The 24,840-nt window shown below is 71.8% G+C and carries 34 protein-coding genes and 3 pseudogenes; 22 read left to right on the top strand and 15 right to left on the bottom strand.

All coding sequences use genetic code 11. The features are described from left to right. Positions 1 to 47: 47 nt before the first annotated feature. Genes K7640_RS21415 through K7640_RS21405 form a run of 3 tightly spaced genes read left to right on the top strand, consistent with a single transcriptional unit; the run spans position 48 to position 3,862 of the window. Positions 48 to 869, top strand: a complete 822-nt coding sequence (locus tag K7640_RS21415) for a hypothetical protein (RefSeq protein WP_222956660.1) — start codon at positions 48 to 50, stop codon at positions 867 to 869. Positions 870 to 881: 12 nt separating this feature from the next. Continuing rightward, on the top strand, positions 882 to 2,795 hold the full coding sequence (locus tag K7640_RS21410; protein ID WP_222956659.1) for a fumarate reductase/succinate dehydrogenase flavoprotein subunit: 1,914 nt from the start codon (positions 882 to 884) through the stop codon (positions 2,793 to 2,795). Beyond that, the gene (locus K7640_RS21405) at positions 2,795 to 3,862 is read left to right on the top strand and encodes a succinate dehydrogenase/fumarate reductase iron-sulfur subunit (RefSeq protein ID WP_222956658.1); all 1,068 of its coding nucleotides are present in this window, start codon (positions 2,795 to 2,797) and stop codon (positions 3,860 to 3,862) included. The genes K7640_RS21410 and K7640_RS21405 overlap by 1 nt, the downstream gene beginning before the upstream one ends. A gap of 137 nt (positions 3,863 to 3,999) precedes the next feature. Here the strand turns inward: K7640_RS21405 and K7640_RS21400 are convergent, their stop codons facing one another. Then, on the bottom strand, positions 4,000 to 4,440 hold the full coding sequence (locus K7640_RS21400) for a (deoxy)nucleoside triphosphate pyrophosphohydrolase (protein ID WP_222956657.1): 441 nt from the start codon (positions 4,438 to 4,440) through the stop codon (positions 4,000 to 4,002). A 184-nt stretch (positions 4,441 to 4,624) separates the two neighbouring features. Here K7640_RS21400 and K7640_RS21395 point away from each other — a divergent pair, with 184 nt between their 5' ends. Further along, positions 4,625 to 4,933 carry a 4a-hydroxytetrahydrobiopterin dehydratase gene (locus K7640_RS21395; RefSeq protein ID WP_222956736.1) on the top strand — a complete coding sequence of 103 codons (309 nt, stop codon included), beginning with the start codon at positions 4,625 to 4,627 and terminating at the stop codon, positions 4,931 to 4,933. A 6-nt stretch (positions 4,934 to 4,939) separates the two neighbouring features. Here the strand turns inward: K7640_RS21395 and K7640_RS21390 are convergent, their stop codons facing one another. Both K7640_RS21390 and K7640_RS21385 read right to left on the bottom strand, forming a co-directional pair. Then, a complete protein-coding gene (locus K7640_RS21390) occupies positions 4,940 to 5,335 on the bottom strand; it encodes a VOC family protein (protein ID WP_222956656.1) in 396 nt (131 codons plus the stop codon). After that, complete coding sequence (locus K7640_RS21385) at positions 5,332 to 5,688, bottom strand: DUF1801 domain-containing protein (protein WP_222956655.1); 357 nt, start codon at positions 5,686 to 5,688, stop codon at positions 5,332 to 5,334. The genes K7640_RS21390 and K7640_RS21385 overlap by 4 nt, the downstream gene beginning before the upstream one ends. 117 nt (positions 5,689 to 5,805) lie before the next feature. On the opposite strand from K7640_RS21385, the gene K7640_RS21380 reads away from it, so the two are divergent. The 6 genes from K7640_RS21380 to K7640_RS21355 all read left to right on the top strand — a co-directional run bounded on the left by K7640_RS21380 (position 5,806) and on the right by K7640_RS21355 (position 9,454). Further along, a complete protein-coding gene (locus K7640_RS21380) occupies positions 5,806 to 6,693 on the top strand; it encodes a LysR family transcriptional regulator (RefSeq protein ID WP_222956654.1) in 888 nt (295 codons plus the stop codon). A 32-nt stretch (positions 6,694 to 6,725) separates the two neighbouring features. Then, a complete protein-coding gene (locus K7640_RS21375) occupies positions 6,726 to 7,091 on the top strand; it encodes a PH domain-containing protein (RefSeq protein ID WP_222956653.1) in 366 nt (121 codons plus the stop codon). 45 nt (positions 7,092 to 7,136) lie between these two features. Further along, positions 7,137 to 7,781 carry a class I SAM-dependent methyltransferase gene (locus tag K7640_RS21370; RefSeq protein WP_222956652.1) on the top strand — a complete coding sequence of 215 codons (645 nt, stop codon included), beginning with the start codon at positions 7,137 to 7,139 and terminating at the stop codon, positions 7,779 to 7,781. An 89-nt stretch (positions 7,782 to 7,870) separates the two neighbouring features. Then, positions 7,871 to 8,605, top strand: a complete 735-nt coding sequence (locus K7640_RS21365) for a class I SAM-dependent methyltransferase (protein WP_222956651.1) — start codon at positions 7,871 to 7,873, stop codon at positions 8,603 to 8,605. Between the two features lie 79 nt (positions 8,606 to 8,684). Further along, a complete protein-coding gene (locus tag K7640_RS21360; RefSeq protein ID WP_222956650.1) occupies positions 8,685 to 8,984 on the top strand; it encodes a helix-turn-helix transcriptional regulator in 300 nt (99 codons plus the stop codon). After that, positions 8,981 to 9,454 (top strand): SRPBCC family protein, encoded by a 474-nt coding sequence (locus tag K7640_RS21355; protein WP_222956649.1) that lies wholly within the window; start codon positions 8,981 to 8,983, stop codon positions 9,452 to 9,454. Before K7640_RS21360 ends, K7640_RS21355 begins: the two co-directional genes overlap by 4 nt. Before the next feature lie 45 nt (positions 9,455 to 9,499). Here the strand turns inward: K7640_RS21355 and K7640_RS21350 are convergent, their stop codons facing one another. The 3 genes from K7640_RS21350 to K7640_RS21340 are packed head-to-tail and all read right to left on the bottom strand — an operon-like array spanning position 9,500 to position 10,914. Further along, positions 9,500 to 10,300: an inositol monophosphatase family protein gene (locus K7640_RS21350; protein WP_222956648.1), complete on the bottom strand. Its 801-nt coding sequence runs from the start codon at positions 10,298 to 10,300 to the stop codon at positions 9,500 to 9,502. A 39-nt stretch (positions 10,301 to 10,339) separates the two neighbouring features. Beyond that, a complete protein-coding gene (locus K7640_RS21345) occupies positions 10,340 to 10,597 on the bottom strand; it encodes a hypothetical protein (protein WP_222956647.1) in 258 nt (85 codons plus the stop codon). Beyond that, on the bottom strand, positions 10,597 to 10,914 hold the full coding sequence (locus tag K7640_RS21340; protein WP_222956646.1) for a DivIVA domain-containing protein: 318 nt from the start codon (positions 10,912 to 10,914) through the stop codon (positions 10,597 to 10,599). Before K7640_RS21340 ends, K7640_RS21345 begins: the two co-directional genes overlap by 1 nt. Before the next feature lie 161 nt (positions 10,915 to 11,075). Here K7640_RS21340 and K7640_RS21335 point away from each other — a divergent pair, with 161 nt between their 5' ends. Continuing rightward, positions 11,076 to 11,489 (top strand): winged helix-turn-helix domain-containing protein, encoded by a 414-nt coding sequence (locus K7640_RS21335; RefSeq protein ID WP_222956645.1) that lies wholly within the window; start codon positions 11,076 to 11,078, stop codon positions 11,487 to 11,489. Positions 11,490 to 11,789: 300 nt separating this feature from the next. Here K7640_RS21335 and K7640_RS21330 read toward each other — a convergent pair whose 3' ends face one another. Then, positions 11,790 to 12,212, bottom strand: coding sequence for a nucleotidyltransferase domain-containing protein (locus tag K7640_RS21330; protein ID WP_222956644.1), 423 nt, complete (start codon positions 12,210 to 12,212; stop codon positions 11,790 to 11,792). A gap of 41 nt (positions 12,213 to 12,253) precedes the next feature. Continuing rightward, positions 12,254 to 12,418, bottom strand: a pseudogene (locus K7640_RS21325) (glyoxalase/bleomycin resistance/dioxygenase family protein); the annotation flags it as partial. 85 nt (positions 12,419 to 12,503) lie between these two features. Here K7640_RS21325 and K7640_RS30325 point away from each other — a divergent pair. The 4 genes and pseudogenes from K7640_RS30325 to K7640_RS21310 all read left to right on the top strand — a co-directional run bounded on the left by K7640_RS30325 (position 12,504) and on the right by K7640_RS21310 (position 14,756). Beyond that, positions 12,504 to 12,736, top strand: a pseudogene (locus K7640_RS30325) (hypothetical protein). Between the two features lie 45 nt (positions 12,737 to 12,781). Further along, a complete protein-coding gene (locus tag K7640_RS21320) occupies positions 12,782 to 13,165 on the top strand; it encodes a VOC family protein (RefSeq protein ID WP_222956643.1) in 384 nt (127 codons plus the stop codon). 107 nt (positions 13,166 to 13,272) lie between these two features. Next, positions 13,273 to 14,301 carry a hypothetical protein gene (locus tag K7640_RS21315; RefSeq protein WP_222956642.1) on the top strand — a complete coding sequence of 343 codons (1,029 nt, stop codon included), beginning with the start codon at positions 13,273 to 13,275 and terminating at the stop codon, positions 14,299 to 14,301. An 8-nt stretch (positions 14,302 to 14,309) separates the two neighbouring features. Beyond that, entirely contained in the window at positions 14,310 to 14,756 is a 447-nt protein-coding gene (locus K7640_RS21310) for a hypothetical protein (protein WP_222956641.1), read from the top strand. Here the strand turns inward: K7640_RS21310 and K7640_RS21305 are convergent. Next, positions 14,733 to 15,416 carry an HAD family hydrolase gene (locus K7640_RS21305; protein ID WP_222956640.1) on the bottom strand — a complete coding sequence of 228 codons (684 nt, stop codon included), beginning with the start codon at positions 15,414 to 15,416 and terminating at the stop codon, positions 14,733 to 14,735. The two genes, K7640_RS21310 and K7640_RS21305, sit on opposite strands and share 24 nt — an antisense overlap. 83 nt (positions 15,417 to 15,499) lie before the next feature. On the opposite strand from K7640_RS21305, the gene K7640_RS21300 reads away from it, so the two are divergent. Then, on the top strand, positions 15,500 to 16,480 hold the full coding sequence (locus tag K7640_RS21300) for an aldo/keto reductase (protein WP_222956639.1): 981 nt from the start codon (positions 15,500 to 15,502) through the stop codon (positions 16,478 to 16,480). Between the two features lie 85 nt (positions 16,481 to 16,565). Beyond that, entirely contained in the window at positions 16,566 to 16,754 is a 189-nt protein-coding gene (locus tag K7640_RS21295) for a hypothetical protein (protein ID WP_222956638.1), read from the top strand. Between the two features lie 33 nt (positions 16,755 to 16,787). Here the strand turns inward: K7640_RS21295 and K7640_RS21290 are convergent, their stop codons facing one another. Then, positions 16,788 to 17,234: a nitroreductase/quinone reductase family protein gene (locus tag K7640_RS21290; protein ID WP_222956637.1), complete on the bottom strand. Its 447-nt coding sequence runs from the start codon at positions 17,232 to 17,234 to the stop codon at positions 16,788 to 16,790. Further along, the gene (locus K7640_RS21285) at positions 17,231 to 18,010 is read right to left on the bottom strand and encodes an SDR family NAD(P)-dependent oxidoreductase (RefSeq protein ID WP_222956636.1); all 780 of its coding nucleotides are present in this window, start codon (positions 18,008 to 18,010) and stop codon (positions 17,231 to 17,233) included. The genes K7640_RS21290 and K7640_RS21285 overlap by 4 nt, the downstream gene beginning before the upstream one ends. 128 nt (positions 18,011 to 18,138) lie before the next feature. Between K7640_RS21285 and K7640_RS21280 the strand changes: the two genes are divergently transcribed. Together K7640_RS21280 and K7640_RS21275 are read left to right on the top strand one after the other, a co-directional pair. After that, the gene (locus tag K7640_RS21280) at positions 18,139 to 18,777 is read left to right on the top strand and encodes a TetR/AcrR family transcriptional regulator (protein ID WP_222956635.1); all 639 of its coding nucleotides are present in this window, start codon (positions 18,139 to 18,141) and stop codon (positions 18,775 to 18,777) included. Positions 18,778 to 19,271: 494 nt separating this feature from the next. Further along, positions 19,272 to 19,523 (top strand): TM2 domain-containing protein, encoded by a 252-nt coding sequence (locus K7640_RS21275; protein ID WP_255609642.1) that lies wholly within the window; start codon positions 19,272 to 19,274, stop codon positions 19,521 to 19,523. A gap of 113 nt (positions 19,524 to 19,636) precedes the next feature. Here K7640_RS21275 and ychF read toward each other — a convergent pair whose 3' ends face one another. From ychF to K7640_RS21260, 3 genes are all read right to left on the bottom strand, one after another. After that, the gene (gene ychF, locus K7640_RS21270; protein ID WP_222956634.1) at positions 19,637 to 20,722 is read right to left on the bottom strand and encodes a redox-regulated ATPase YchF; all 1,086 of its coding nucleotides are present in this window, start codon (positions 20,720 to 20,722) and stop codon (positions 19,637 to 19,639) included. Between the two features lie 73 nt (positions 20,723 to 20,795). Next, entirely contained in the window at positions 20,796 to 21,539 is a 744-nt protein-coding gene (locus K7640_RS21265) for a peptidase E (RefSeq protein ID WP_222956633.1), read from the bottom strand. Between the two features lie 59 nt (positions 21,540 to 21,598). After that, a complete protein-coding gene (locus K7640_RS21260) occupies positions 21,599 to 22,117 on the bottom strand; it encodes a MarR family transcriptional regulator (protein WP_308042624.1) in 519 nt (172 codons plus the stop codon). 76 nt (positions 22,118 to 22,193) lie between these two features. On the opposite strand from K7640_RS21260, the pseudogene K7640_RS21255 reads away from it, so the two are divergent. Beyond that, positions 22,194 to 22,967 (top strand): annotated as a pseudogene (locus K7640_RS21255) (EamA family transporter); the annotation flags it as partial. Positions 22,968 to 23,143: 176 nt separating this feature from the next. Here K7640_RS21255 and K7640_RS21250 read toward each other — a convergent pair. Then, a complete protein-coding gene (locus tag K7640_RS21250; RefSeq protein ID WP_255609640.1) occupies positions 23,144 to 23,629 on the bottom strand; it encodes a hypothetical protein in 486 nt (161 codons plus the stop codon). A 174-nt stretch (positions 23,630 to 23,803) separates the two neighbouring features. Between K7640_RS21250 and K7640_RS21245 the strand changes: the two genes are divergently transcribed. Both K7640_RS21245 and K7640_RS30630 read left to right on the top strand, forming a co-directional pair. Continuing rightward, entirely contained in the window at positions 23,804 to 24,313 is a 510-nt protein-coding gene (locus K7640_RS21245; protein ID WP_222956631.1) for a SigE family RNA polymerase sigma factor, read from the top strand. Next, the gene (locus tag K7640_RS30630; RefSeq protein ID WP_222956630.1) at positions 24,310 to 24,774 is read left to right on the top strand and encodes a hypothetical protein; all 465 of its coding nucleotides are present in this window, start codon (positions 24,310 to 24,312) and stop codon (positions 24,772 to 24,774) included. The genes K7640_RS21245 and K7640_RS30630 overlap by 4 nt, the downstream gene beginning before the upstream one ends. Positions 24,775 to 24,840 lie beyond the last annotated feature (66 nt).

Genomic DNA, 24,840 nt, shown 5'->3' with positions numbered 1-24,840 from the left:
CGTGATCCGCCGCCCGGCGGGGCAGCGACGTCAGGGAGACGACTCGAATGACAACAACGTCGGCCAAGACGCCGAGATCGCAGCCGCGGGGAGCGCGAGCACGCGCCGCCATCGCGGCGAAGACGTTGCGCACCGACCGCTGGTGGCTGGCGCCACTGATCACCGTCGTCGGGCTCGGCGCGTGGGTCAGCTACGCGACGGTCCGGGTCTTCATGCACAAGTGGTACTGGGTGGAGCAGTACCACTACCTGACGCCGTTCTACTCGCCGTGCGTCACCGACCGGTGCGTGGAGGGCTCCTCGCACTTCGGCCAGTACCTGCCCGGTTGGTGGATCATCCCGGACGCGGCCTTCACCCTGCCGTTCCTGCTGCTGTTCCGGCTGACCTGCTACTACTACCGCAAGGCGTACTACCGGTCGTTCTGGCTGTCGCCGCCGGCCTGCGCGGTGCCGGACGGGCACCAGAGCTACAGCGGTGAGACCCGGTTCCCGCTGCTCGGGCAAAACCTGCACCGCTACTTCTTCTACGCCGCCGCGATCATCTCGCTGATCAACACCTGGGACGCGATCTACGCCTTCCACTCTCCCAAGGGCTTCGGCTTCGGGCTCGGCAACCTGATCCTGCTGGCCAACGTGGTGATGCTCTGGGCGTACACGATTTCCTGCCACTCCTGCCGGCACATCATCGGCGGCCGGCTGAAGCACTTCTCCAAGCACCCGGTGCGGTACAAGGCCTGGACCGGGGTGTCCTGGCTGAACGTCCGGCACATGCAGCTCGCCTGGATCACCCTCGGCACGCTGGCGCTGACCGACTTCTACGTCATGGCCATCGCCGCCGGCTGGTTCAACGACCTGCGGTTCATCAACTAGAGGCCCCTGGACATGACTGAGACGCGAATCGAACGACACCACTACGACGTCGTCGTGATCGGGGCCGGCGGCGCCGGCCTGCGGGCGGCGATCGAGGCCCGGCTGGCGGGCAAGAAGACCGCGATCATCTCCAAGTCGCTGTTCGGCAAGGCGCACACGGTGATGGCCGAGGGCGGCGCGGCCGCCGCCATGGGCAACGTGAACAGCCGGGACAGCTGGCAGGTCCACTTCCGCGACACGATGCGCGGCGGCAAATTCCTGAACAACTTCCGGATGGCCGAGCTGCACGCCAAGGAGTCGCCGCAGCGGATCTGGGAGCTGGAGACGTACGGCGCGCTCTTCGACCGCACCAAGGACGGCAAGATCTCGCAGCGCAACTTCGGTGGCCACGAGTATCCGCGACTGGCGCACGTCGGCGACCGGACCGGCCTGGAGCTGATCCGTACCCTCCAGCAGAAGATCGTCTCCCTCCAGCAGGAGGACAAGCGCGACCTCGGCGACTACGAGGCCCGGATCCGGGTCTTCTCCGAGACCACCATCACCGAGCTGCTGCTCGACGGCGACCGGGTGGCCGGGGCGTTCGGCTACTACCGGGAGTCCGGCGAGTTCGTCCTCTTCGAGGCCCCGGCGGTGGTCCTGGCGACCGGCGGGGTGGGCCGCTCCTACAAGGTCACCTCGAACTCCTGGGAGTACACCGGGGACGGACACGCGCTGGCGCTGCGGGCCGGCGGGACGCTTATCAACATGGAGTTCCTCCAGTTCCACCCGACCGGCATGGTCTGGCCGCCCTCGGTGAAGGGCATCCTGGTCACCGAGTCGGTGCGCGGCGACGGCGGCGTCCTGAAGAACTCCGACGGCAAGCGGTTCATGTTCGACTACGTCCCCGACGTCTTCCGGAAGCAGTACGCGGAGACCGAGGAGGAGGCGGACCGCTGGTACGAGGACCCGGACAACAACCGGCGCCCGCCGGAGCTGCTCCCCCGCGACGAGGTCGCCCGGGCGATCAACAGCGAGGTCAAGGCCGGCCGGGGTACGCCCGCCGGGGGCGTCTACCTCGACATCGCCTCCCGCAAGTCGGCCGAGGAGATCCGTCGCCGGCTGCCGTCGATGTACCACCAGTTCAAGGAGCTGGCCGACGTCGACATCACCAAGGAGCCGATGGAGGTCGGTCCGACCTGCCACTACGTGATGGGCGGCGTCGAGGTCGACCCGGACTCGGGGGCCGCGTTCGGCACCGTGCAGGGGCTGTTCGCCGCCGGTGAGGTCTCCGGCGGCATGCACGGCTCCAACCGGCTCGGCGGCAACTCGCTCTCCGACCTGCTGGTCTTCGGCAAGCGGGCCGGCGGCCACGCCGCCTCGTACGCCGACGGGCTGGCCGCCCGGCCGCAGGTGTCGGTCAGCGCGGTGGAGGCCGCGGTGGAGACGGCGCTGGCGCCGTTGCAGCGCGACACCGGCGAGAGCCCGTACGTCCTGCAGCAGGATCTCCAGGCGGTGATGGGCGACCTGGTCGGCATCATCCGCCGGGAGGGCGAGCTGGTGGACGCCATGTCCCGGCTGGCCGAGCTGCGCGAGCGGGTGGCGAAGGTCAGCGCGGCCGGCGGCCGGCGCTACAACCCGGGCTGGCACCTCGCGCTGGACCTGCGCAACATGCTTGTGGTGTCGGAGTGCACCGCGAAGGCCGCGCTGGAGCGGCAGGAGTCCCGCGGCGGGCACACCCGGGAGGACTTCCCGGGGATGGAGCCCAGGTGGCGCCAGGTGAACCTGGTCTGCAAGCTCGACGGGGACGCCGTCGTGCTGACCCACAAGCCGCTGCCGAAGATGCGGGCGGAGCTGATCGGCCTGTTCGACCGGGCCGAGCTGTCCAAGTACCTGACCGACGAGGAACTCGCCGAGTTCGACGCCCTCGCGAAGGAGGCGGGCAACTGATGGGAACCAAGAGGCAGTTCCGGATCTGGCGCGGCGACGACACCGGCGGTGACCTGCAGGACTACACGGTCGAGGTGAACGAGGGCGAGGTGGTCCTCGACGTCATCCACCGACTCCAGGCCACCGAGACGCCCGACCTCGCCTGCCGGTGGAACTGCAAGGCGGGCAAGTGCGGCTCCTGCTCGATGGAGATCAACGGCAAGCCGCGGCTGAGCTGCATGACCCGGATGTCCACCTTCGAGGAGGACGAGACGGTCACGGTGACCCCGTTGCGGACCTTCCCGGTGATCCGCGACCTGGTCACCGACGTCTCCTTCAACTACGAGAAGGCCCGGGAGACCCCGGCGTTCGCGCCGCCGGCCGACCTCGCGCCGGGCGAGTACCGGATGCAACAGGTCGACGTGGAACGCTCGCAGGAGTTCCGCAAGTGCATCGAGTGCTTCCTGTGCCAGAACGTCTGCCACGTGATCCGGGACCACGACGAGAACAAGCAGGCGTTCTCCGGCCCGCGTTTCTTCATCCGGGCCGCCGAGCTGGACATGCACCCGCTCGACGCGAAGACCGACCGCAAGGAGTACGCGCAGGCCGAGCAGGGCCTGGGCTTCTGCAACATCACCAAGTGCTGCACCGAGGTCTGCCCCGAGCACATCAAGATCACAGACAACGCGATCATCCCCATGAAGGAGCGCGTCGTCGACCGCAGGTACGATCCCCTTGTGTGGCTTGGTAGCAAGATCTTCCGGAGGGGTCAGGTGCCTCAGACCAGCGTGACCAGCGGCCATTCCAGCGGTGCGGTGCGCGCGGGTGCCGCGCACGGCGGTGTGCACTCGCACGCCGGCGGCTCGCACGACGCGCAGGCCGAGCGCCAGGCGCAGCAGGGCGTCAACTGGCACCGCGAGGTGCCCCACCCGACCGCCCCGGCCGTCGACGCCAGCGGCAAGCTCCCGCTGACGGAGTTGACCTTCGACCGGGCCGCGGCCCCGTCGCCGTTCGGTGACGACGTCAGCTTCCCGCTGCCGCCCGAGCACCTCAACTTCGCCCACCCGCAGCAGGACGAGAAGCACTGAGCACACCGGCGCAGACGATGACGGGGGCCACGGCGACTGCCGGCGGCCCCCGTCCCGTTTCCGACCGGGTGTCCGCTTCGGCCCCAGCCAGCGCTTCGGCGTCAGCCGGCGCTTGGGCCCCGGTCAGCGCGTCCGGGTCAGTCCGCGGCGAGCAGTGGCCGCAGCGCGGCCACGATCGGGACGTCCGCGGGGAGCCAGTCGACGGTGTCCAGTTCGTCGGCCGACAGCCAGCGCAGCGCGGAGTGCTCCAGCGCCTCCGGCTGGTCGCCGTGCAGCAGCCGGGCCGCGTACACCCGCAGCACGGACCGGCCGTGGGCCATCCGGACGTCCCGGCCGACCCGGTCGCCGACCTCCACGCGTACGGCCAGCTCCTCGGCGCACTCCCGGACCAGCGCGGCGGTCTCGCTCTCGCCGGGCTCGACCTTGCCGCCGGGGAACTCCCACCGGCCGGCGACCTCGGGCGGGGCGGCCCGGGCGCAGGCGAGCACCCGCCCGTCCACGATGATCGCGGCCCCGACGACGACCTTCGGGTCGCGTCGGTCGGCCTGCCCATGCCCATTAGCCCGTTCGGTCCGCACGGGCGTCCAGGGTGCCAGATCAATCGGCGGTTTGGGTACCTTGGCCGGCCGCCAGGCCAATAGATCTGGGAAGTGTGGGCGTGGACACACCCACGCGCGGGAGACCAAACTTGGGGAACCGACGAGGACACGGGACGGCGACGATTTGGCCACAAGCCGGCAACGACGCCTGGGAGGTGCGGTGATGCGCGCGCTGTTTGCAAGCCGAGCGAAACACGACTATCTCAGTGACGCGTTGACCTTGCTGTCCGGTTGGACGCGCGAAGGCGAACAGATCCGCCGGACCCTGGTCATGGACGACACCCAGCACGCGGCCCTGACCGAGCGGGTCAAGGTGGTCGCGGACGCCCTGCGCCTGCGCCCGGACATCAGCCGGCGCGCCGACCGGACGCAGATCCGGGTCGGGCACGGCGACGGCGCCCCGTTGAGCGAGGGCGAGGTCCTGCTGGCCGCCCGCATCGAGGACGCGTACCGCGCCGTCACCGGCTCCTGACCTCGCTCAGCCTGCCACGTCCTGCGGGTACCAGCGCAGCTCCACCGAGTTGCCGTCCGGGTCCCGGACGTAGACCGAGATGGCGCTGCCTCGCGCGCCGAACCGCTCGACCGGACCCGCCAGCACGGTGAAGATCCCCGAGTCGATCACCTGTTGCCAGTCCAACGGCTCGACGACCAGGCAGAAGTGGTCGACGTTGGTGCCACCCCGATCGCCGTGCACCAGGTCGATGATGGTCCCCGCGTCGACCCGCACCGACGGGAACGGCACCCGCCCGGCCCGCCACTGCTCGACCCGGACCGGGGCCAGATCGAGGGTTGCGCAGTAGAAGTCCAGTGACCGGTCGACGTCGGCCACGTTGAGCACCAGGTGGTCGAGCCCGGTGACGCTGACCGCGCTCACTTCGCCTCCAGCGCGTACGCCTGGCGCAGCCAGCCGGCGAACAGGGCGGCGTCGAGGTCGGCGGCGGCACGCAGCTTCACCGACGCCATCCGCCGGGCCCCGGGAACCAGCCGTCCGGACCGGTCCTCGATGTCCTGCCCCCGCCACAGCCCGAAGGCGACGTGCGAGGAGTATCCCTTGACCAGGCAGACCGGCTGCCGCCCCGGCTTGTCACCGAGTCCCCACACCGGGTGACCGTGCCACACCGCAGCGGACGCCTCGGGCAGTGCCGCTTCGATGACGCTGCGCAGTTCCTCCGCGATTTCGCGCAGTGGTGGGTCGAGGGTCGCCAACTGGTCGCTCACGGTCGTCATGGTTCACGCTGCCTTTCGGGCTCGTCTCTGCTGCTCCCACCCTCCGCCGAGCGACGGAGCCGACCAAGACCCGAACGCTCTACCATCGTTGAGCCAGGTTCAACGAAGGGTTCGGACGTGCTGGAACGCCACGAGGTGGAGACCTTCCTGGCCCTCGCCGAAGAGCTGCACTTTGGTCGGACCGCCGAACGGCTGCGGGTGACGACCGGTCGGGTCAGTCAGGTGATCAGGAAGCTGGAGCGGCGGATCGGCGCGCCGCTGTTCGCGCGTACCAGCCGGGTCGTGCGACTCACCCCGATCGGCCGGCAGCTCGCCGACGACCTGGCCCCGCTGGTGGCCGGCATGGACGAGGCGGTACGCCGGGCGGTCGAGGCCGGTCGCGGGATCACCGGCCGGCTACGGGTTGCGTTCCTCGGCGAGTGGACCGCGCCGGTGCTGCTGCGAGCCGTCGGCCTGTTCACCGGGCGCCACCCGGAGTGTGCGGTCGAGGTGACCGAGGTGCAGCTGGCCAACTCCCGGTCGAGCCTTCGGGACGGCACGGTCGATGTCCTCGTCGCGGCGTACCCGTTCGACGGGATGAGGTGCGGCCCGCCGCTGCTGTCGGAGCCCCGGGTGCTCGCGGTGGCCGCGACCCATCCGCTGGCCGGCGCGAATTCGGTCTCGCTGGAGGTGCTCGCGGAGCACCCGGTGGTGCAGTACCCGGCGGTGACCTCGGCGGCCTTCAAGCGGGACCGCACCCCGGAGTCGACCCCGTCCGGCCGGGCGGTGCCGAGGGGGCCGGTCGGCAACACGTTCTCCGAGATGCTGACGCTGGTCGCCATGGGCCGCGGTGTGTTGCCGGTGGGCGCGCACACCCGGCGCTACTACCCGCGCCCCGACGTGGCGTACGTGCCGATCCACGACGCGCCGCCGATCCTGCGCGGGCCGGTCTGGTCGGCCGGCAACGACACGGCCCGGGTCCGGGAGTTCGTCCGGGCCGCGGTCCAGGCGAACCCGCTGACCTGAGCAAGTGGCCCGGGGTTCGTACGGTGGGACGCATGGCCAACGCGACGTACGACCGCAAGGAGCAGTTCCAACAGATCCAGAGCGGGCTGCTCGACGGGGAACGGATCATCGCCGTCTACGACGCCGTGGGGACCGGCACCGGGTTCATCGGGCTCACCGACCGGCGCGTGATCATCCAGGACCGCTCGTTCATCGGCAAGAAGTACGCGATCACCAGCATCCCGTACAGCAAGATCACCAGCGTGAGCGTGGTGAGCAACAAGTCGTGGGGCGGGTCGTTCTTCTCCACCGGCTCGATCGCCGTGCACGTCGGCACCCAGACCTACGAGGTGGAGTTCCGCGGCGCGGAGAAGAGCCACCACGTGCACAACGTGATCCTGCACTACATCTCCTCGTGACGGCCGGGAGCCGCGCCCGGGTCGCGCCGGTGGCAGGCTGAGGCCGTGCCGCCCGCCACCGACCACGACCGGGTACGCCGCAGCTACGACACGGTCGCCGACTCCTACCGGGAGCGGATCGGCGACGAACTCGACGGCAAGCCGCTGGACCGGGCGCTGCTCGCCGCGCTGGTCGAGCTGGCCGGGGCGGACGCCACCGTGGCGGATTTGGGCTGCGGCCCCGGGCACGTGGCGGCGTGGCTGGCCGGGCAGGGCGTCCGGGCGGTCGGCGTGGACCTCTCCCCCGGCATGCTCGACGCCGGCCGGCGGGCGTACCCGGAGGTCGAGTTCCGGGAGGGTGACCTGTTGGCGCTGCCGGCCGCGGACGGCGAGTTCGCGGCGGCCGTGGCGCTCTACTCGGTCATCCACCTGACCCCCGCCGAGCTGCCGCCGGCGTTCGCCGAGCTGCGGCGGGTGCTGCGCCCCGGCGCGCCGCTGCTGGTCGCGTTCCACGTCGGCGCCGAGGTGCGGCACCTGGACGACTGGTGGGGCCACCCGGTCGACGTGGACTTCCACTTCTTCGCGGTGGAGACGGTGGTCGAGGCGCTGCGCGGGGCGGGGCTGACGGTGCGGGCCCGGCTGGACCGGGCGCCCCTGCCGCAGGAGGCGGCGACCGACCGCTGCTACCTGCTGGCGCACCGCCCGGCCTGACCGCCCTGGCTGGCCCGCCGGTCGGGAAAAGTGGTTGCCCCGACCGGCGGCCACCGATTGGCTGGAATGACGCCAATCGAGAGGAAACGATGTCCATCTTCGACGATCCCGCCCTGTTCGGCCGGCTCTGGGCGGCCACCTACGACGATCCGGGCAACCCGGACCCCGCGCCGGCGGTGGATTTTCTCGCCCCGCTCGCCGGCCCGGAGCCGGTGCTGGAGCTGGCGATCGGGACCGGTCGGGTGGCCCTGCCGCTGGCCGAGCGGGGGTTGGCGGTGGAGGGCGTGGAGGCGTCCGAGGAGATGGTGGCGGTGCTGCGGGACAAGCCGGGCGGTGACCGGCTGCCGGTGGCGATCGGCGACATGGCCGACGTACCGGTCGACGGGCCGTACTCCCTGGTCTTCCTGGTCTTCAACACGCTGTTCAACCTGACCGGGGCGGGCCGGCAGGAGGACTGCTTCCGCAACGTCGCCCGGGTGCTGGCCCCCGGCGGCGCGTTCGTGATCGAGACCTTCGTGCCCGACCCGGCGGACTTCGACCGGGACGAGCAGGTGCAGATGCGGGAGGTCACCGAGGACTCGGCCACCATCCGGGTGCACCAGTACGACCGGGCGGCACAGACCTTCGTCCGGCAGACCATCACCTTCGACCGGGACGGCGTGCACCTGCACCCGTTCGCGATGCGCTACGCCTGGCCGGAGCAGATCGACGCGATGGCCGAGCGGGCCGGGCTGCGGCTCGCCGAGCGGTACGCCGACTGGGACCGGTCCCCCTTCACCGCACAGAGCCGGACCCACATCTCCGTCTACCGCCGCGAGGCCTGACTCCCGGACCGGCGCCGTTTCCTTGACAGCCCGAATGGAAAGTCTAGACTTACCGTTCGTGACGGCTTACCAAGGGCGCATGCTCGAGGCCCTCGGTGACGGGACCCGGCGGACCATCTTCGAACTCCTCGCCGCCGGTCCCCGTTCGGTCGCGCAGATCGCGGACGACCTGCCGGTCAGCAGACCGGCGGTCTCCCAACATCTCAAGGTGCTCAAGGAGGCCGGGCTCGTCTCGGCCACGGCCATGGGCACGCGGCGCGTCTACGCGGTCGACCGGGAGGGCCTGGCGGCGGTGCGCGCCTACTTCGACCGCTTCTGGCACCAGTCCCTGGCGGCGTTCGCGCAGGCCGCCGAGAAGGCAGCAGAGGAGAAACCATGACGACCCACACCGACCAGGACAGCTCCGTACGCAGCAGCATCCACGTCGCCGTTCCGCCGGAACGTGCCTTCGAGGTGTTCACCAGCGGCATCGACACCTGGTGGATCCGCGAACACCACCTACTGCCCGGCGAGCTGAAGGAGGTCGGCATCGACCCGCACGAGGGCGGCCGGCTCTGGGAGCAGAACGACGCCGGCGAGGTCTGCGCCTGGGGGCGCGTCCTCACCTGGGACCCGCCCCGCACCTTCGCCTTCGCCTGGCTGATCGGCACCGACTGGCAGCCGCCCGCACCGGACGCGCCGAGCAGCCGGGTGACCGTCACCTTCACCCCCACCGACACCGGCACGCAGGTCGACCTGGTGCACGACCGGCTGGACGCGCACGGCCCCGGCTGGCCGGGCATGCGCGCGTCGGTGGCCGGGGAGGGCGGCTGGCCCACCCTGCTCCAGCGGTACGGCGCGGCGGTCTGACCGCCACCGCGAGCCGTCCCGACCGGAACGCCCCGGTCGGGCGGCTCAGCCGGTGAACCGGTCGCGGACCAGGGCAAGCAGCTCGGCGTGCGTCTCCGCGTCCGCCGCCACCAGCAGCCCGCCCACGCCGGTCTCCGGCGGCTGGCCGAGCAGGCCGGTCACCACGGCGCCGGCCGCCCGGCACAGCGCCACCCCGGCGGCGAAGTGCACGGTGTCGACCAGTGGACCGTCGGTCACGTACGCCGCCCGGCGGCCGGCGGCGACCCAGGCGACCGCCAGCGTCGTGGAGACCACCCGCGGCCGGAACCGGGCGACGAACCGCTCGTCGGCGAGCAGGTCGACGCCCCGGAAGGCGGGCGCGTTCGCAAACGGCGGATCCAGGTTGACGTCGACGATCCGGGACTCGGCCGTCGGCACCAGCGGCTCGTCCGCGTCGCCCCGCCGGACGTACCCGCCCGCGCCGTCGGTCCAGAAGACCTCGTCGGTGAACGGGTCGGCGGCGGCCGCCGCGGTGACGCCGGCGGTGGCGCGCAGGGCGACGTTCACCGCCACCAGTTGGGTGCGGGCCGCGAAGTTGAGGGTGCCGCAGAGCGGGTCGACCAGCCAGGTGCGGGCCGCGTCCACACTCCCGGTCCGGCCGCCCTCCTCGCCGAGCACGGCGTCGTCGGGCCGGGCCGCCCGCAGCGTGTCCAGGACGGCCCGTTCCGCCTCGATGTCGGCGGCGGTGGCGAAGTCGGTCGCCGACTTCTCGATCCGGGTCAGCGGGGTGCCGTAACGAGCCCGCACCACGGCGGCGCCCGCCCGCGCCCCGGCGATCGCCAGCTCGGCATCGGTCAAGGTCGACATGCCGCGAGGGTAGCCGCGCGTCCGCCCGCGTGCTTACCCTCACCGGGCCAGCCGACGGGTGCACGACCCGTCGTGGCCGGCCCGCAGCAGGCAGCGCCGCCCGCCGGGCAGCCGCAGATCGCAGAAGACCCGATGGCGTACGCCCTGCTCGTCCTCCGCCGACACGGTGGTCTCCCCCGGGTCGGCCGCCGGCAGCAGGCCGGCCCACCGCGCGAGCACCCGGGCAAGTCGCAGGGCGCCGGCCAGATCCGTCGCGACCACCGGCAGGTGTACGACGAAGCGCTCGCGGTCGGCCATCAGCGCCGGCCGGCGTGCGCCCGCTGGGCCTGCTCGGACTGCCAGCGCCGCAGCGCGTCCTTGATCCTGGCCGTCTCCAGCCGGCTGTCCCGCAGCGCCTCGTGCACCGCGGCGAGGTCCCCGGCGACCCGGTCGAGGAAGCGCCCCACCTCCTCCGGGTCGAGCCCGCGCCGCCCCAGCCGGGTCCGGCGGAACCGCCGTTCCCGGACCTGCCAGGGCAGCAACGGAAGGTACGCCGACGAGCGGTAGTTGGCCCCCGGCCTCGCCGCTCGGGCCGGTCGCTGGTTCCGCACGGTACGCCGCAGGAAGACGCGCAAGGTTCCACCTTTCCCGGTCGGGGCACGAGGCGAGCGAACCCGCTCGGGTGAACCCGCAGGGTTACCGGGCGAGAACGGTTCGCTACACCCAACCTAGCAAGGTGGCAATGTTGCCACAACCCCACTATAGCTAGTAGCCATAGGGCAACAAGGCTTTGAGGATGGCCATCGATCCGTATTCGCACACGCCCGTATACGTGCAGCTCGCGGAGCTGATCCGGGAACGGATCGAATCCGGTGAGCTGCCCGCTGGCGCGAATGTCGGCAGCGAGATGTCGCTCAGCCAGGAGCACGGCATCGGCCGGGACGCGGTCCGGATGGCGATCGCGCTACTGAGGTCGGAGGGCCTGGTCACCACTAGCCGTCCGCTCGGCACCCGCGTGCGAGAGACACCGCAACGCAGAACGGTCGAGCTGACGCCCGGCGCGTCGGTGGTCGCGCGGATGCCCAACGGCAGGGAGCGGCGGGCGATGCAGCTCGACGAGGGCGTGCCGGTCCTGGAGGTGCGGAGCCCGACGGGCGACGTCGAGCTGCTGCCCGGCGACGAGGTGGAGCTGACCCGGCCCGAGCGCTGACCGACCGCCCCCCGATGGAAGGCAGCGACACTCACCGACAGTGATGCCGGAGCGGGAGCAGACCCCAATGAGCGTGATACCTCTCAGTCATCAATATGACTCAGAGGTATCACGCTCATGCGGTTGCCCCATCCCCCGGCCCGACACGCCCCGCCTGACACGCCCGGCCCGGCCCGCACGTAACAGCCCGGCACGCCGGCCACGCCCGGCCGGACGTCAGCTCCGGCAGCCGAGCGACGACGCAGCGAGAAGCACCGCACCGAGCGCCACCGGCCGCGACCTACCTCGCCCGGCCGGGCGTCACCGTTGGCAGGCGGCCGACAGCGCGGCGAGCAGGCCGACCGGGTCGTACACGATGCGGTGGCCGTCGCTGATCACCTGGCCCGTGCCGGGGTCCACCGGGTCGGTGTCCGCCCAGCTCAGCGGCACCACGCCGACCTCCACCTCGAAACCGGACGGGCGCCGCAACCGGATCTCGCGCAACGGGCCCCAGTCCGCCAGGCGGATCACCTCGCCGCCGAGCAGGCCGGCCCACACCGCCGGATCGGCGCGGCCCGGCTGGCCGGTGAGGACGACGACGTCCAGGTCGGAGTCCATCCGCGCGGCGTCGCGCGCCCACGAACCGACGAGCACCACCCCGCGTACGTCCTCATGGCCGGCGGCCCACCCGGCCACCGTGTCGATCACCGCACCGGCCTCGCGCGACCGCTCCCGCGTCACCATGGTTGGCGACTCTCGCACGATCGTCCCGGGCGGGATGGCGGTCAGCAGCAGCCGCCCGCGGCGGCCCCGACCGGTTCGCCGCAGCGGCAGTCGCCGTCGGTGCCCTTGTCGAGCCGGTCGGCGTCGCCCTTGACCACGTACACCTCCCAGCGCTCGTCGCCCGGACCGCGTACCCAGACCTTGTCCTGGAGGGCGTAGCAGCACTCCGGGAGCGGGCTGACCGGAGAGAAACCCATGAGCGACAAGCCCACCGTCCTGTTCGTCTGCGTACACAACGCCGGCCGGTAGCAGATGGCCGCCGGCTGGCTGCGCCACCTCGCCGGCGACACCGTCGAGGTCGGCAGCTACGTCATCGTCACCATGGGCTGCGGCGACACCTGCCCGGTCTTTCCCGGCAAACGGTACGAGGACTGGCAGCTCACGACCCGGCCGGGCAGTCGCTCGACGTGGTCCGCGACGTCCGCGACGACATCCGGCGTCGCGTCGAGGCGCTGCTCGCCGAACTGCGGCCGGCCGCGCGTTGACTTCCGGCCTGTGCCGGCTGCCCGTTTCCCCGGTAGCGTGCCGTCATGGCGACACACTGGACCCTCGGCGGTGACGCCGAGGAGCCGCAGCGCCTGGCGGCCTTCTGGGCGCGGGCGCTCGGCTATGTGATCGAGCCGGGCCACGACGACCCGGACGGCGCCTCGATCGTTGATCCGGCCGGCGTGGGCCCGGCCATCGGTTTCCTGCGGGTGCCCGAGGGCAAGACCGCCAAGAACCGGCTGCACATCGACATCCGCCCGGCCGGGAAACCACCCTGGGACCCGGCCGAGCGCGAGCGGCTCATCCGCGCCAAGGCCGCCGAGCTCGCCGGGGACGGGGCGACCGTCGTACGCGAGGAGTCCTACGGCCCGGAGCTGGGCCACATCGTCATGCTCGACCCCGAGGGCAACGAATTCTGCGTCGCCTGACACCGCGCTCCCCGCCCAAGGGGGCAGCGCCGGCCGGTCGAACGTGGTCAGATGTCCGGGACCGGTGACCGTCCGGTCGGGACACCCGTTGACGGCGAGGACGAGGCATGGGGCGAAAGTGGCGGATCGCCGTCGGTGCGCTGGCCGGTGTCACCGGCGCGGTGACCTGGGCGCTGGCCGCGGCGATCTATCAGCCGTTCATGCAGCCGGACGGGTTCTGGACCGACAGCGCCACCGGCGCGACGCTGCCCGAGCTGGCCAGTAACAACACCTACTGGCCGCGGGACATCCGCCAGCTGGCGATCCTGCTCGCCCTCGGCGGCGTACTCCTGATCTGTCGGAGCGATCCGCGCGGCCTGGCCGTCGGCGGGGTCGCCACCGTCGGCTGGCTCGGGGCGGACCTGTGGCTGGACCGGATCGACGTGGCCGGTGGCACCACCGCGGCGTGGCTCGCGGCCGGCGGGCTCGCCGTCTTCGCCGCGACCGCCGTCCTCGCGCACCGGGCGTCCGCCGGTGCCGACGGGTCGCCGCTGGCCGGGCACGTGACGGCGACGGTCGCCGCGCTGCTGTCGGTCACCACGATGCTGGTCAGCACGCCGTGGGACGAGCCGGTCACCGCACCCGATCAGGTCGCGGTCGAGAACGCGCTGGCGGTCCTCAAGGCCGCGCTGGTGGTGATGTTCGTGGTCACCGCCCTCGCGCTCGTCGTGCGCACCACCGCCCAAGTGCGCCGGGTGGCCGTCTTCGTCGGGGTGGCCGCGCTCGGCGCCTGGCTCGCCGTGGGCGGCGACGGCGGGGCCAACCCGCTCGGCATGGCCGCCATGTTCGTCGGCGCCACGCTCGCCGTGGCGGCGGCCCGGGACGTCCCGCCGACCCGACTGCTCCCCGTGGCGATCGTCAGTGGCGCGGCGCTGCTTCCCGCGTTCGCCGCCCTCTACCTGATCGGCATGGGGGTCGGCAGCGCGATGACGGTGGTGGCGGGCAACCCGCCGGTCAACGGCGCCGACAGCGACCTCGCCCTGACCTTCTGCGGTCTGGCCCTCGGGTTGCTGCTGGCCTCGCTCAGCCACCTGCTGACCCGGGCCGCCCCGGCCCGCCCGCACGCCGAGCCCACCCCTGTCCCGAACGGAGGATAGTCGCGCCGATGAGTCGACCGGATCAGGTCTCGGCCGCCTCGCGCGGCGGCCGCGTGGTGCTGTCCGCGCAGTTGCTGTTGCTGGTGATGTGTCTGATCGGCAGCTTTGGCGTGCTGCTCGTCGCCGCGCTGCGCGTCAACGATCTCCCGGCGGTGTGGGACCCGGGGCTGGAGCGGTTGGGCGACCCGAAGGATTCCCTCCCGCCGGTCGGTCCGGACTCGGTGTGGAACCCGCTGCTCTGGGTTTTCGAACTCGGTCGGGTGGTGGCGATGTTCGTCTACCCCGTCGCCTTCCTGACGGTGATCCTCGGGGCGGCCGCACTCGCCCGGGCCCGGCGGGTCGGCGACCGGAAGACCTTCGGCGGGCTCGTCGTCGGCACGGGAGCGTGGGTCGCGCTGGCAGTGCTCGCCCTGGCCCCGTACGGCACGCAGCTACACCGCTGGTTGCTCGACTGAGCCTGGCCGGAGCAGCCCGGACAGCTCACCGAGGGTAGCGAAAGCCGGCCCGTCCCAACCGGGGTCGGTGTCGTTGTGCTCCATGGTGCGGAAGACGGTCATACCGACCGCCGCCGCCCCGGCCAGCTCACCGTCCGCGCCGTCGCCGACAAAGACGCACTCCGCCGGCCCGACGCCCAGGCGCTCGGCGGCAAGCCGATAGATCGCCGGGTCCGGCTTGGACAGACCGACATCGCAGGAGAAGACCGCGACGTCGAACCGCCGGGCGAGCCGACTCCGCGGCCACGCTTCGGCAGTGTCCGAGGTGGCGTTGCTGATCAGGGCCAGCGGATGCCCGTCGTCGCGCAGCGCGTCGAGTATGCCCAGGGTGGCGGCCGAGACACTGTCCAACACCCGGCGCCCGAGGGCTCGCCGATGCTCACCGGCCCGGGTCACCTGGTCGTCGGTGGGTGCGCCGCCGAGACGTCCGGCGAGGATGCGGACGGTTTCCTCCACGTCCCATCGGACCAGCCGGTCCCGCCAGGTGGCGTGGTACGCGGCGACCAGCGCGGCCGGGGCAACCCCGACCATGACCGCCATCTCGCCGACCACCCGGTCGCGCTCCTCGTCGGCACCGTGAATCAGGGTATGGAAGAGGTCGAAGATCACCGGCCGCGACATGTGCGCATCCTAGTGAGACCGTGTTCGCCCCGGCGCTCGCCGGGTAGGGGATTCAGGACGCGACCGGAACGGAGTCACCGCTGATGCGCTACACCACCCTCGGATCCACCGGCCTCGAGGTGTCCGCCCTCTGCCTCGGCTGCATGAGCTACGGCGTGCCCGACCGCGGCCCGCACCCCTGGTCGCTGCCGGAGGAGCAGGCCCGCCCGTTCATCCGCCAGGCGATCGAGGCGGGGATCAACTTCTTCGACACCGCCAATGTCTACTCCGACGGCACCAGCGAGGAGATCGTCGGCCGGGCCCTCAACGAGTACGCCCGCCGCGAGGAGGTGGTCATCGCCACCAAGGTGCACGGCCGGATGCGGCCCGGACCGAACGGCGCCGGCCTCTCCCGCAAGCACATCATGACCGAGATCGACAACAGCCTGCGCCGGCTCGGGACCGACTACGTGGACCTCTACCAGATCCACCGGCTGGACCACGTCACCCCGCTGGAGGAGACCCTCGAAGCGCTGCACGACCTGGTCAAGGCCGGCAAGGTGCGCTACCTCGGCGCCTCGTCGATGTACGCGTGGCAGTTCGCCAAGGCGCTCTTCCTCGCCGACGCGCACGGCTGGACCCGGTTCGTGTCCATGCAGCCGCACTACAACCTGCTCTACCGGGAGGAGGAGCGGGAGATGCTGCCGTTCTGCGCCGACCAGGGCGTCGGGGTCATCCCGTGGAGCCCGCTGGCCCGGGGCAGGCTGACCCGCGACTGGGCGGAGACCACCGACCGGTCCGGCACCGACGAGTTCGGCCGTACCCTCTATGCCGCCACCGAGGACGACGACCGGCGGGTCGTCGACGCGGTCGCCGCCGTGGCCGCCGCCCGTGGCGTACCCCGCGCGCAGGTCGCGCTCTCCTGGCTGGCCGACCGGCCCGGCGTCACCGCGCCCATCGTCGGCGCGACCAAGCCGCACCACCTCACCGACGCGGTCGCCGCCCTCGACCTGCACCTCACCGACGACGAGAACGAGACGCTGGAGGGCCCCTACCGGCCGCACCCCGTCCTCGGCTTCTCCTGAGCCGCCGGTCTCCGTCGGGAGGGTCCGTCCGACAATTGGGCCGGAAAAAGGGCTGACCGGGCCGTTCACGGGGTATCAGAACGGAATGGACAACGACCTCGAACTCTGGCAGAACCTGGCGGCGCGGCACCGGCAGTGTGACGACGACGCTCGGCGCTGCCGGGACTGCCAGGCCTACTGGCCGTGCGCCTACCGGCTGGACGCCGACCGTCACCTGCTCGGCACGATCGGCGCGGCGACCCTCCCCGGTCACCAGCACTTCGTGTTCGCCTGACCGGGCGGCGAGCAGGACGTGCTCAGCGGCAGCTCAGTCGAAGTCGATCCGCATCAGCCTGCTGGCGGCCCAGTCGTCTGGGTGGGTCGGCCTGATGGTGCCGGGGTCGTGGGGCTGGTTGAGGTCGTCGACGATGGCCGCGAGCACTGCGGCCCGTTCCGTGGGATCGGTGACGGTGGTCGCGCGCGCCGGCAGGTCCGCGCTGATGCCGTTCTTGAGGTGGAAGGTGAAGGCGGGGTTCGCTCGTAGGTTCGCGTACCAACTGGTCGCGCCGCCGCCCGCCCCGCTGCACAGATAGGTTGCGCCGTTGGCGCGATAGAAGAAGATCTCAATGCGCCGGGGTCGTCCGGTACGCCGGCCAGTGGTGGTGATGTCCACGATTCGCTCGCGGGTTCCGGCCGCCGGCGTGATCTCGATGGCCCGCCTGATCTCGTCCGGCAGGTGCGCCAGCGGGTCACGGGCGCTGTCTGCGGGGTTCATGCGGCTTCCTTCTGCAATGCGGGGCCGAGGAGCAGCCCCCCGTCGATGACGTACTCGGCGCCGGTGACGAAGGCCGCGTGCGGCGACGCAAGGAACAACAGCAGCGCGGTGATGTCGGCGGGCTGCCCGAGTCGCGGGACGGCGAACGGCTCGGGCGAGTAGAAGTCGGCGATCGGGGCGTCGCTGCCCGCCGCCGGCTCGGTGATGAACGCAGTGGCGACAACGCCGGGGTGGATCGCGTTGACGCGGATGTTGTCGCGGCCCAACTCAAGGGCAGCGGTCCGGGTGAGCCCTCGAACCGCCCATTTGCTGGCGACATAGGGCGCGTAGAGGGCGGTGCCGCCGAGGCCCATGGTGGAGGCGATGTTGATGATCGATCCTCCCCCCGCGCGCCGCAGCGCCGGGGCGGCTGCCTTGATGCCGAGGAAGGTGCCGGTGAGGTTGATGTCGAGGATGCGAGCCCAGGTGGCCCGGTCGGTGGACTCGATGAGGGCCGGTGGGTTCTGCACCCCGGCGTTGTTGACCAGGATCGTGAGCGCACCGAAGGCCTTCTCGGCCTCCGCGACGGCGGCGGACCACGACTCCTCCTGCGACACGTCGAGGCGGACGAAAAGCGCCCCGGCTCCCAGCTCGGCGGCGAGGCCGGCACCACCCTCGGCATCGATGTCACCGATGACGACGTTGGCGCCTTCGGCATGCAGGGCGCGAACGTGGCTGGCCCCCTGCCCACCGGTGCCACCGGTCACGAGCACGGTCTGATCGGCGAAGCGGGACATCGGTTTCCTCCGAATGGATACGAGGGACGACCACCCGGAAACCGGGTGGTGAGTCGGACGACTCACCACGCCGACGCTACGCTCTCGCGAATGGTGAGTCAACCCACTCACCTCGCTATGATGGGCGGATGACCCCAGCGCCGTCGGCCTATCACCAGCGCGTGGCGGAGGAGAAGCGCGCGCTCATCGTCCGGGCCGCCACCGAGCTCTTCCTCGAGTTGGGCTACGACCGGGCATCACTGGCCCGCATCGCCGACCGTGCCGGCGTGTCGAAGGCGACGCTGTTCAAGCAGTTCCCGACCAAGGCAGCGTTGTTCGATGCCATCGTCATCGCCTCGTGGGCCGAGAACGACGTCGCCGACGTGCCGCCCGCCGGTGACCTGACGGCCGGCCTGACCGTGCTGGGACGGCGCTACGCGACGCTGTTGAGCCAGCCGGAGATGACCGACCTGTTTCGCATCGTCATCGCCGAACTGCCACGCTTCCCCGAGCTGGCCAAGGCACACTTCGCGCAGGGCAAGATGCCGTACTTCGAGTCCGTCCGGATCTACCTGCTGGCCGAGCGCGACGCGGGCGCCGCAGACATCGCCGACCCGGAACTGGCCGCTACGCAGTTCCTCGGGATGATCTCCAACTATCTGTTCTGGCCGAACCTCTTGCTCCCGGACTGGACGGTGACGCCCGCCCGCACGACCGCGGTGGTGGAAGAAGCCGTCCGCACCATGGTCGCCCGGTACGGCACCGATGCTCACCACCGGGACCGCTAGGTGCACTTCGTCTTCGCCTGACCGGGAGGCGACCTGGACGTGCCCAGACCTTGAAGCGGAGGACGTCACCCGTCCGCAACGTCGGTAAAGACCCTGGCGCACATGGCATCGGCATCGCGTAGCCCTTCATCCTCCTCGTGGATGCAGGCCGCACAGATGGAGAGGTCGCGACGGTCCTGCCTCGGGTGGGCCTGCGCGGCGTGCCCGCATTCGGGGCAGGGCCTAATTTCCTCGGCCGGCGTCGGTAGAGCAGTCAGCCCATGCGGCCTGGCTGTCCACACCTTCCACCCTGCTGGATGATCTTGCCTCGCCGCTCTCTGGGGTCCGGCGGCCCTTACGGCCGATGTCACCGGATTGATCTTGCCCACTAATGTCGGCTGCATTGCTTGACACCCGGCAAGCATGACCCGAATCGGGCACCACGGCCGGCCCGGCAACCCACCACCTGCGCGCCGGCCCTGCCTGAACCCGCCTTATAGATCAGGAGCACCTCCATGTCCCAGCCGACCGCCTCGCCGCAACCGATGCTCGTGCAGGTTCGCCAGAAGGAGACCGGCATCGCCTACCTGTTCTGGTTCCTGCTTGGCATCTTCGGCGGCCACCAGTTCTACCTCGGCAAGATCGGACGGGGCCTGCTCTACCTTTTCACCTTCGGCATCCTCGGGGTGGGTGTCCTGATCGACCTGTTCACGCTGCCGAGCCAGGTGCGTCAGGTCAACACGCAGCTTGCGATCGGCACCCGCTGATCATCTCCGCGCCGGATCCGTCATCTGCCGGCACGCCTGCCGCTGCGGAGGGCCGGTCTCATTGTTAAGAGGGGCCCCCTGCTATACCGAATGCGTTAACAGGGTGCCCCTCCTTACACGTTGAAGCGGAACTCCACCACGTCGCCGTCCTGCATGACGTACTCCTTGCCCTCGATCCGGACCTTGCCGGCGGCCTTGGCCGCCGCCATCGATCCGGCCTCGACCAGGTCGGCGTAGGAGACCACCTCGGCCTTGATGAAACCGCGCTGGAAGTCGCTGTGGATGACCCCGGCGGCCTCCGGCGCGGTCGCGCCGACCGGAACGGTCCAGGCCCGCGCCTCCTTGGGGCCGGCCGTCAGGTACGTCTGGAGCCCCAGCGTGCGGAAGCCGACCCGGACCAGCTGGTCCAGCCCCGGCTCGGACTGGCCGATCGACTCCAGCAGCTCGCGGGCCTCGTCCTCGGGCAGGTCCACCAGCTCGGACTCGATCTTGGCGTCCATGAAGACCGCCTCGGCCGGGGCGACCAGCGCCCGCAGCTCGTCGAGGAACTCGGCGTTGCCCAGCTCGGCCTCGTCGACGTTGAAGACGTAGAGGAACGGCTTGGTGGTGAGCAGGTGCAGCTCGCGCAGGTGCTCCAGCTCGATCTTGGCGGCGGCGGCGCCCGCGTACAGGGTGGTGCCGCCGTCGAGCACCTCGACGGCCTGCTTGGCGGCGGTCACGGCGGCGGCCCGGTCCTTGCGGAGCTTGGCCTCCTTCTCCAGCCGGGGCAGCGCCTTCTCCAGGGTCTGGAGGTCGGCCAGGATCAGCTCGGTGTTGATCGTCTCGATGTCGTCGGCCGGGGAGACCTTGCCGTCGACGTGCACCACGTTCGGGTCGGAGAAGGCCCGCACCACCTGGCAGATCGCCGAGGCGTCCCGGATGTTCGCCAGGAACGCGTTGCCCCGGCCCTGCCCCTTGGAGGCGCCCCGGACCAGGCCGGCGATGTCGACGAACGACACCGGCGCCGGCAGCACCTTCTGCGAGGAGAAGATTTCGGCCAGCTTGCCCAGCCGCTCGTCCGGCAGCCCGACCACGCCGACGTTCGGCTCGATCGTGGCGAACGGGTAGTTCGCCGCGAGCACGTCGTTCTTGGTCAGCGCGTTGAACAGGGTGCTCTTGCCGACGTTGGGCAGGCCGACGATGCCGATGGTGAGACTCACGACGAGCCAGCTTACGCGCTCCGCCGGGCCGACCGGGCAGCCAGCCCCACCCGGGGCCGAATAGGGAGCCCGGTCACCGGGTCCCGGCGGTGAGCAGCCGGGGCTCGATCCGGGTCTCCCGCACGGTGCCGTCCGCGCCCCGGCTCAGCTCGTACGCGGCCGCGCCCGCCCGGTCGGCGACCGCCTCGACCAGCCGGGTGCCCCGGTAGACGAGCCCGACCCCGTCGTCGGTGCAGTGGCTGGTGGGCAGCGTGCCGTCGCCGACCAGCCGGTGCATCAGCGGCCGGCGCTGCTCCTCGCTGTCGTAGTGCACCCCGTTGCCGTACGGCAGCCAGCCCAGCGCGTCGGTGAAGCCGCGCAGCTCCGGGCCGAAGCTGTCGGTGGCGCCGCCGAGGTGCCAGCAGATCGAGCCGGCGGAGACGCCGCCGAGCACCACGCCGGCCTCCCAGCACTCCCGCAGGATGTCGCCGAGGCCGTGGGTGCGCCACACCGCGCAGAGGTTGGCGACGCTGCCGCCGCCCACCCAGACGATGTCCTGGCCGAGCAGGTGGGCCCGGATGTCGTCGACGTTGGGCATCGGAAACAGCGCCAGGTGGGAGGGGCGGTACCGGGTGCCGGCGAAGGCGCCGTAGAAGACGGTGTACGAGGTGGGCTGGTCGCCGACCGCCTGGTTGAGATAGCAGATCCTCGGCTCGCCCGCGCCGGACAGCTCGGCCATCAGGTCGAAGACCGGCCCGGGCGCGGCGTCCCAGGGGCCGCGGTTGCGGCGGGAGTAGCCCATGCTGGTGGCGACGATTGTCGGTTCGCTGGCGGGCATGGCGGTCCTCTCCGTCGGTGACGACGATCATCCTCCGGCACGTCGCCTCGACGGTGGGATCAGGCCCCGGGGTCGGCGGCGGCGAGCAGGGCGCGCAGCAGGTCACCCAGGCGCTCCTGGTCCCGCGCCGGCAGGGCGTCCAGGATCCGCCGCTGCACGGCGAGACCGGCGTCGACCGACTCCTCGACCACCCGCCGCCCCTCGTCGGTCAGGGTGATCCGCAACCCGCGCCGGTCCGCCGGATCGGGGGTACGCCGGATCAGGTTGCCCCGCTCCAGCCGGTCCAGTCGACCGGTCATCCCGCCGGAGGTGAGCATCAGCCCGGCCGCGAGCGCCTTCGGCGCCAGCGTGTACGGCGCACCGGAGCGGCGCAGCGCGGCGAGCACGTCGAATTCGCCGCGGCTGATCCCCCAGCCGGCGTAGACCTTCTCCTGGGCGTCACCGACCAGGCGGGACAGCCGGTAGATCCGGCCGAAGACGGCCATCGGCTCGGGTCGCATGCCGGGTCGTTCGCGCCGCCACTGCTCGACGATCGCGTCGACGTCGTCCCGCTCGGTCACCACCGGATTGTGCCGCACGCCGCACTTCCCTTCTTCACTCGCCAGTGATTAGCTTAGCAGTAAGCTACTTATCATCGAGAGAATCGAGCGTCCGATGAGCCGCCGAGGCACCGACGTCGCGCTGACCGCCCTCGCCCCCGCCACCTGGGGCACCACCTACCTCGTCACCTCCGAGCTGCTGCCCGCCGACCGGCCGCTCTGGTCGGGGGCGCTGCGCGCCCTCCCCGCCGGCCTGCTGCTGCTCGCCGTGACCCGCCGCACCCCGCACGGCTCCTGGTGGTGGCGCAGCGCGGTGCTCGGCACGCTGAACATCGGCGCGTTCTTCCCGCTGCTCTTCCTCGCCGCGTACCGGCTGCCCGGCGGGACCGCCGCGGTGCTCGGCGCGGTCCAGCCGCTGCTGGTCGCCGGGCTGACCGTGCTCGCCCTGCGGGACCGCCCGCACCGCCGGGCGTTGCTCGCCGCCGCGGTCGCCCCGCTGGGCGTCGCGCTGGTCGTGCTCCGGCCGGACGCCGGCACCGACCCGCTCGGCGTGGCCGCCGGTCTCGTCGCCACCGCCGCGATGGCCACCGGACTGGTCCTCACCCGGCGGTGGGGGCGCCCGGCCGGGATCGGCGGCCTCGCCGCCACCAGCTGGCAGCTCACCGCCGGTGGCCTGCTCATCGCGCCGGTCGCGGTCGCCGTCGAGGGAGCGCCGCCCGCACCGGACGGCCCGGCCCTGCTCGGGTACGCCTGGCTCGGGCTGGTCGGCAGCGCGCTGGCGTACGCGCTGTGGTTCCGGGGTGCGGCCCGGCTGCCGCTGACCCAGGTCTCCATCCTCGGGGCACTGAGCCCGCTCACCGCCGCCGTGCTCGGCTGGCTGGTGCTGGGGCAGGCGCTCAGCCCGCTCCAGCTCGGCGGCTTCGCCGTCGCGGTGGCGGCCATGATCGTCGCTCAGCTCCCACCGCGCACCGCGGGTCAACCGGCCAGGCGCCAGTCGGTCGCGCCCTCGCCCACGCCCGTCTTGCCCACGCCCGTCTCGCCCACGCCCATCTCGCCCACGCCCGCTCAGCCCGCCAGGCGCCAGTCGGTCTCGCCGGCGGCAAGCTCGGGCAGCGCGCCCGGCGGCAGGTCGGCGGCGAGTTCCGGCAGGTCGGCGGGCGGCAGCTCGGCGGCGGCCGCCCGGGGAAGCGTGAAGCGCTGCGCGGCGGCTGGGCCGGCCGCGTAGGACTCGCCGAGCAGCCAGCGCACCTCGTCGAACGTCCAGCCCAACCCGGGCCGGCCGGCGATCTCCCGCACCAGGCGCAGCCCGACCCGGGTGTCGTCGTCATAGAAGCGCATGCACCAGTGGTGCGCCCACATGCCCAGCGCGCGCAGCCCCGCGGCGTCGAGCGAGCCGGCGAGCCGACCACAGGCGGTCTCGGGGAACGGACGCCCCGGGTCGTTGGCCCGGTCCCGCTCGATCGCGCCGTACGCCGCCGGCGCCACCACCCGCATCCGGTCGTAGAAGCCCTGCACCACCGCGCGGTCCAGCCGGGCCCGCTCCGACCGCATCAGCGGGCACCCCGCCCGGCCACGCTCGCCATTCCCCGCACCTTCTTCTTGAGTTGGTGGCGGCACGGTACCGGCCACCACCGACACTTTCGCCGCGAAATCCGTTGCCGCGCCAGGGATAGCCGGCCTGAGCTGGGGCGTCTGTATCTGTGACGAAGAAGAGCGGGAGGGTGGGTGGACGAGGACGAACGGGCGCGGCTGGCGGAGTTCGTGACCGGCCGCACGCCGGCGCTGATGCAGGTCGCGTACCTGCTCACCGGCGACCGGCACGCCGCCGAGGATCTCCTCCAGTCGGCGTTGGCCAGGACGATCCCGAAGTGGCGGACGCTGCGGCACGCCGACCCTGAGGGATACCTGCGGGCGGTCATGTACCGGGAGCAGGTGAGCCTGTGGCGGCGACTGCGTCGGCGCCGGGAGCGGGCGCTCACCGGCGCCGACGAGGAGGTCCAGCCGGATCCGAGCGGCGGCACCGACGTACGCCTGGCGATGCGGGCGGCGTTGCGGCGGTTGCCGCCGGCGCAGCGCACGGTGCTGGTCCTGCGCTACTACGAGGACCTCACCGAGACCCAGGTGGCCGAGGCGCTGGGCTGCTCCGTGGGCACGGTGCGCAGCCGTACCCACCGGGCGGTGCATCGGCTACGCCAGCTCCTGCCGGACGTCGAACTCCTGGAGGTACGGCAATGACCGGGCCGATCGAGGACCTCATCCGCGCCACCCTCTCCGACCTGGCCGAGGAGGCACCGACAGTGCAGGACCAGTTGATCCCGGCGGAGCGCCGGGCCCGAAGCCGGCAGCGGACCACCGTCACGCTGGGGGTGGCGGGGGTGGCGGCCGCCGTGCTCCTCGGCGCGCCGATCGCGCTCGCCGCCAGCCGTGACGACGCGCCCCCGCCGTTCGCCCCGGGTTCGACGGCGATCCCGTCGCCCACCTTGCCGCCCTCTCCCAGCGGCCCGTGGCTGATTACCCCGTCCGACACCCCGACCCCGCCACCCTCCCCCAGCGGCTCGTGGCTGTTCACGCCATCCGGTACCCCGACCCCGCCACCCTCCCCCAGCGGCTCGTGGCTGTTCACGCCATCCGGCACCGCCGGGGGCGATCGGGCCGTCGGCTGGGCGGCGGTCCAGTCTCCGGGGCCGCGGCACTGACCCGGTCACGCGCGCGGACACGCACCGGCTGTCCGGGTCCGCCGGGCCCGGACGGTCAGGTCCGAA

Origin of the sequence: Micromonospora sp. PLK6-60, from assembly GCF_019890675.1 — a bacterium.
Taxonomy (GTDB): Bacteria; Actinomycetota; Actinomycetes; order Mycobacteriales; family Micromonosporaceae; genus Micromonospora.
Note: the sequence above shows the minus strand (reverse complement) of the source record. Positions and strands in the feature narration are given on the sequence as shown.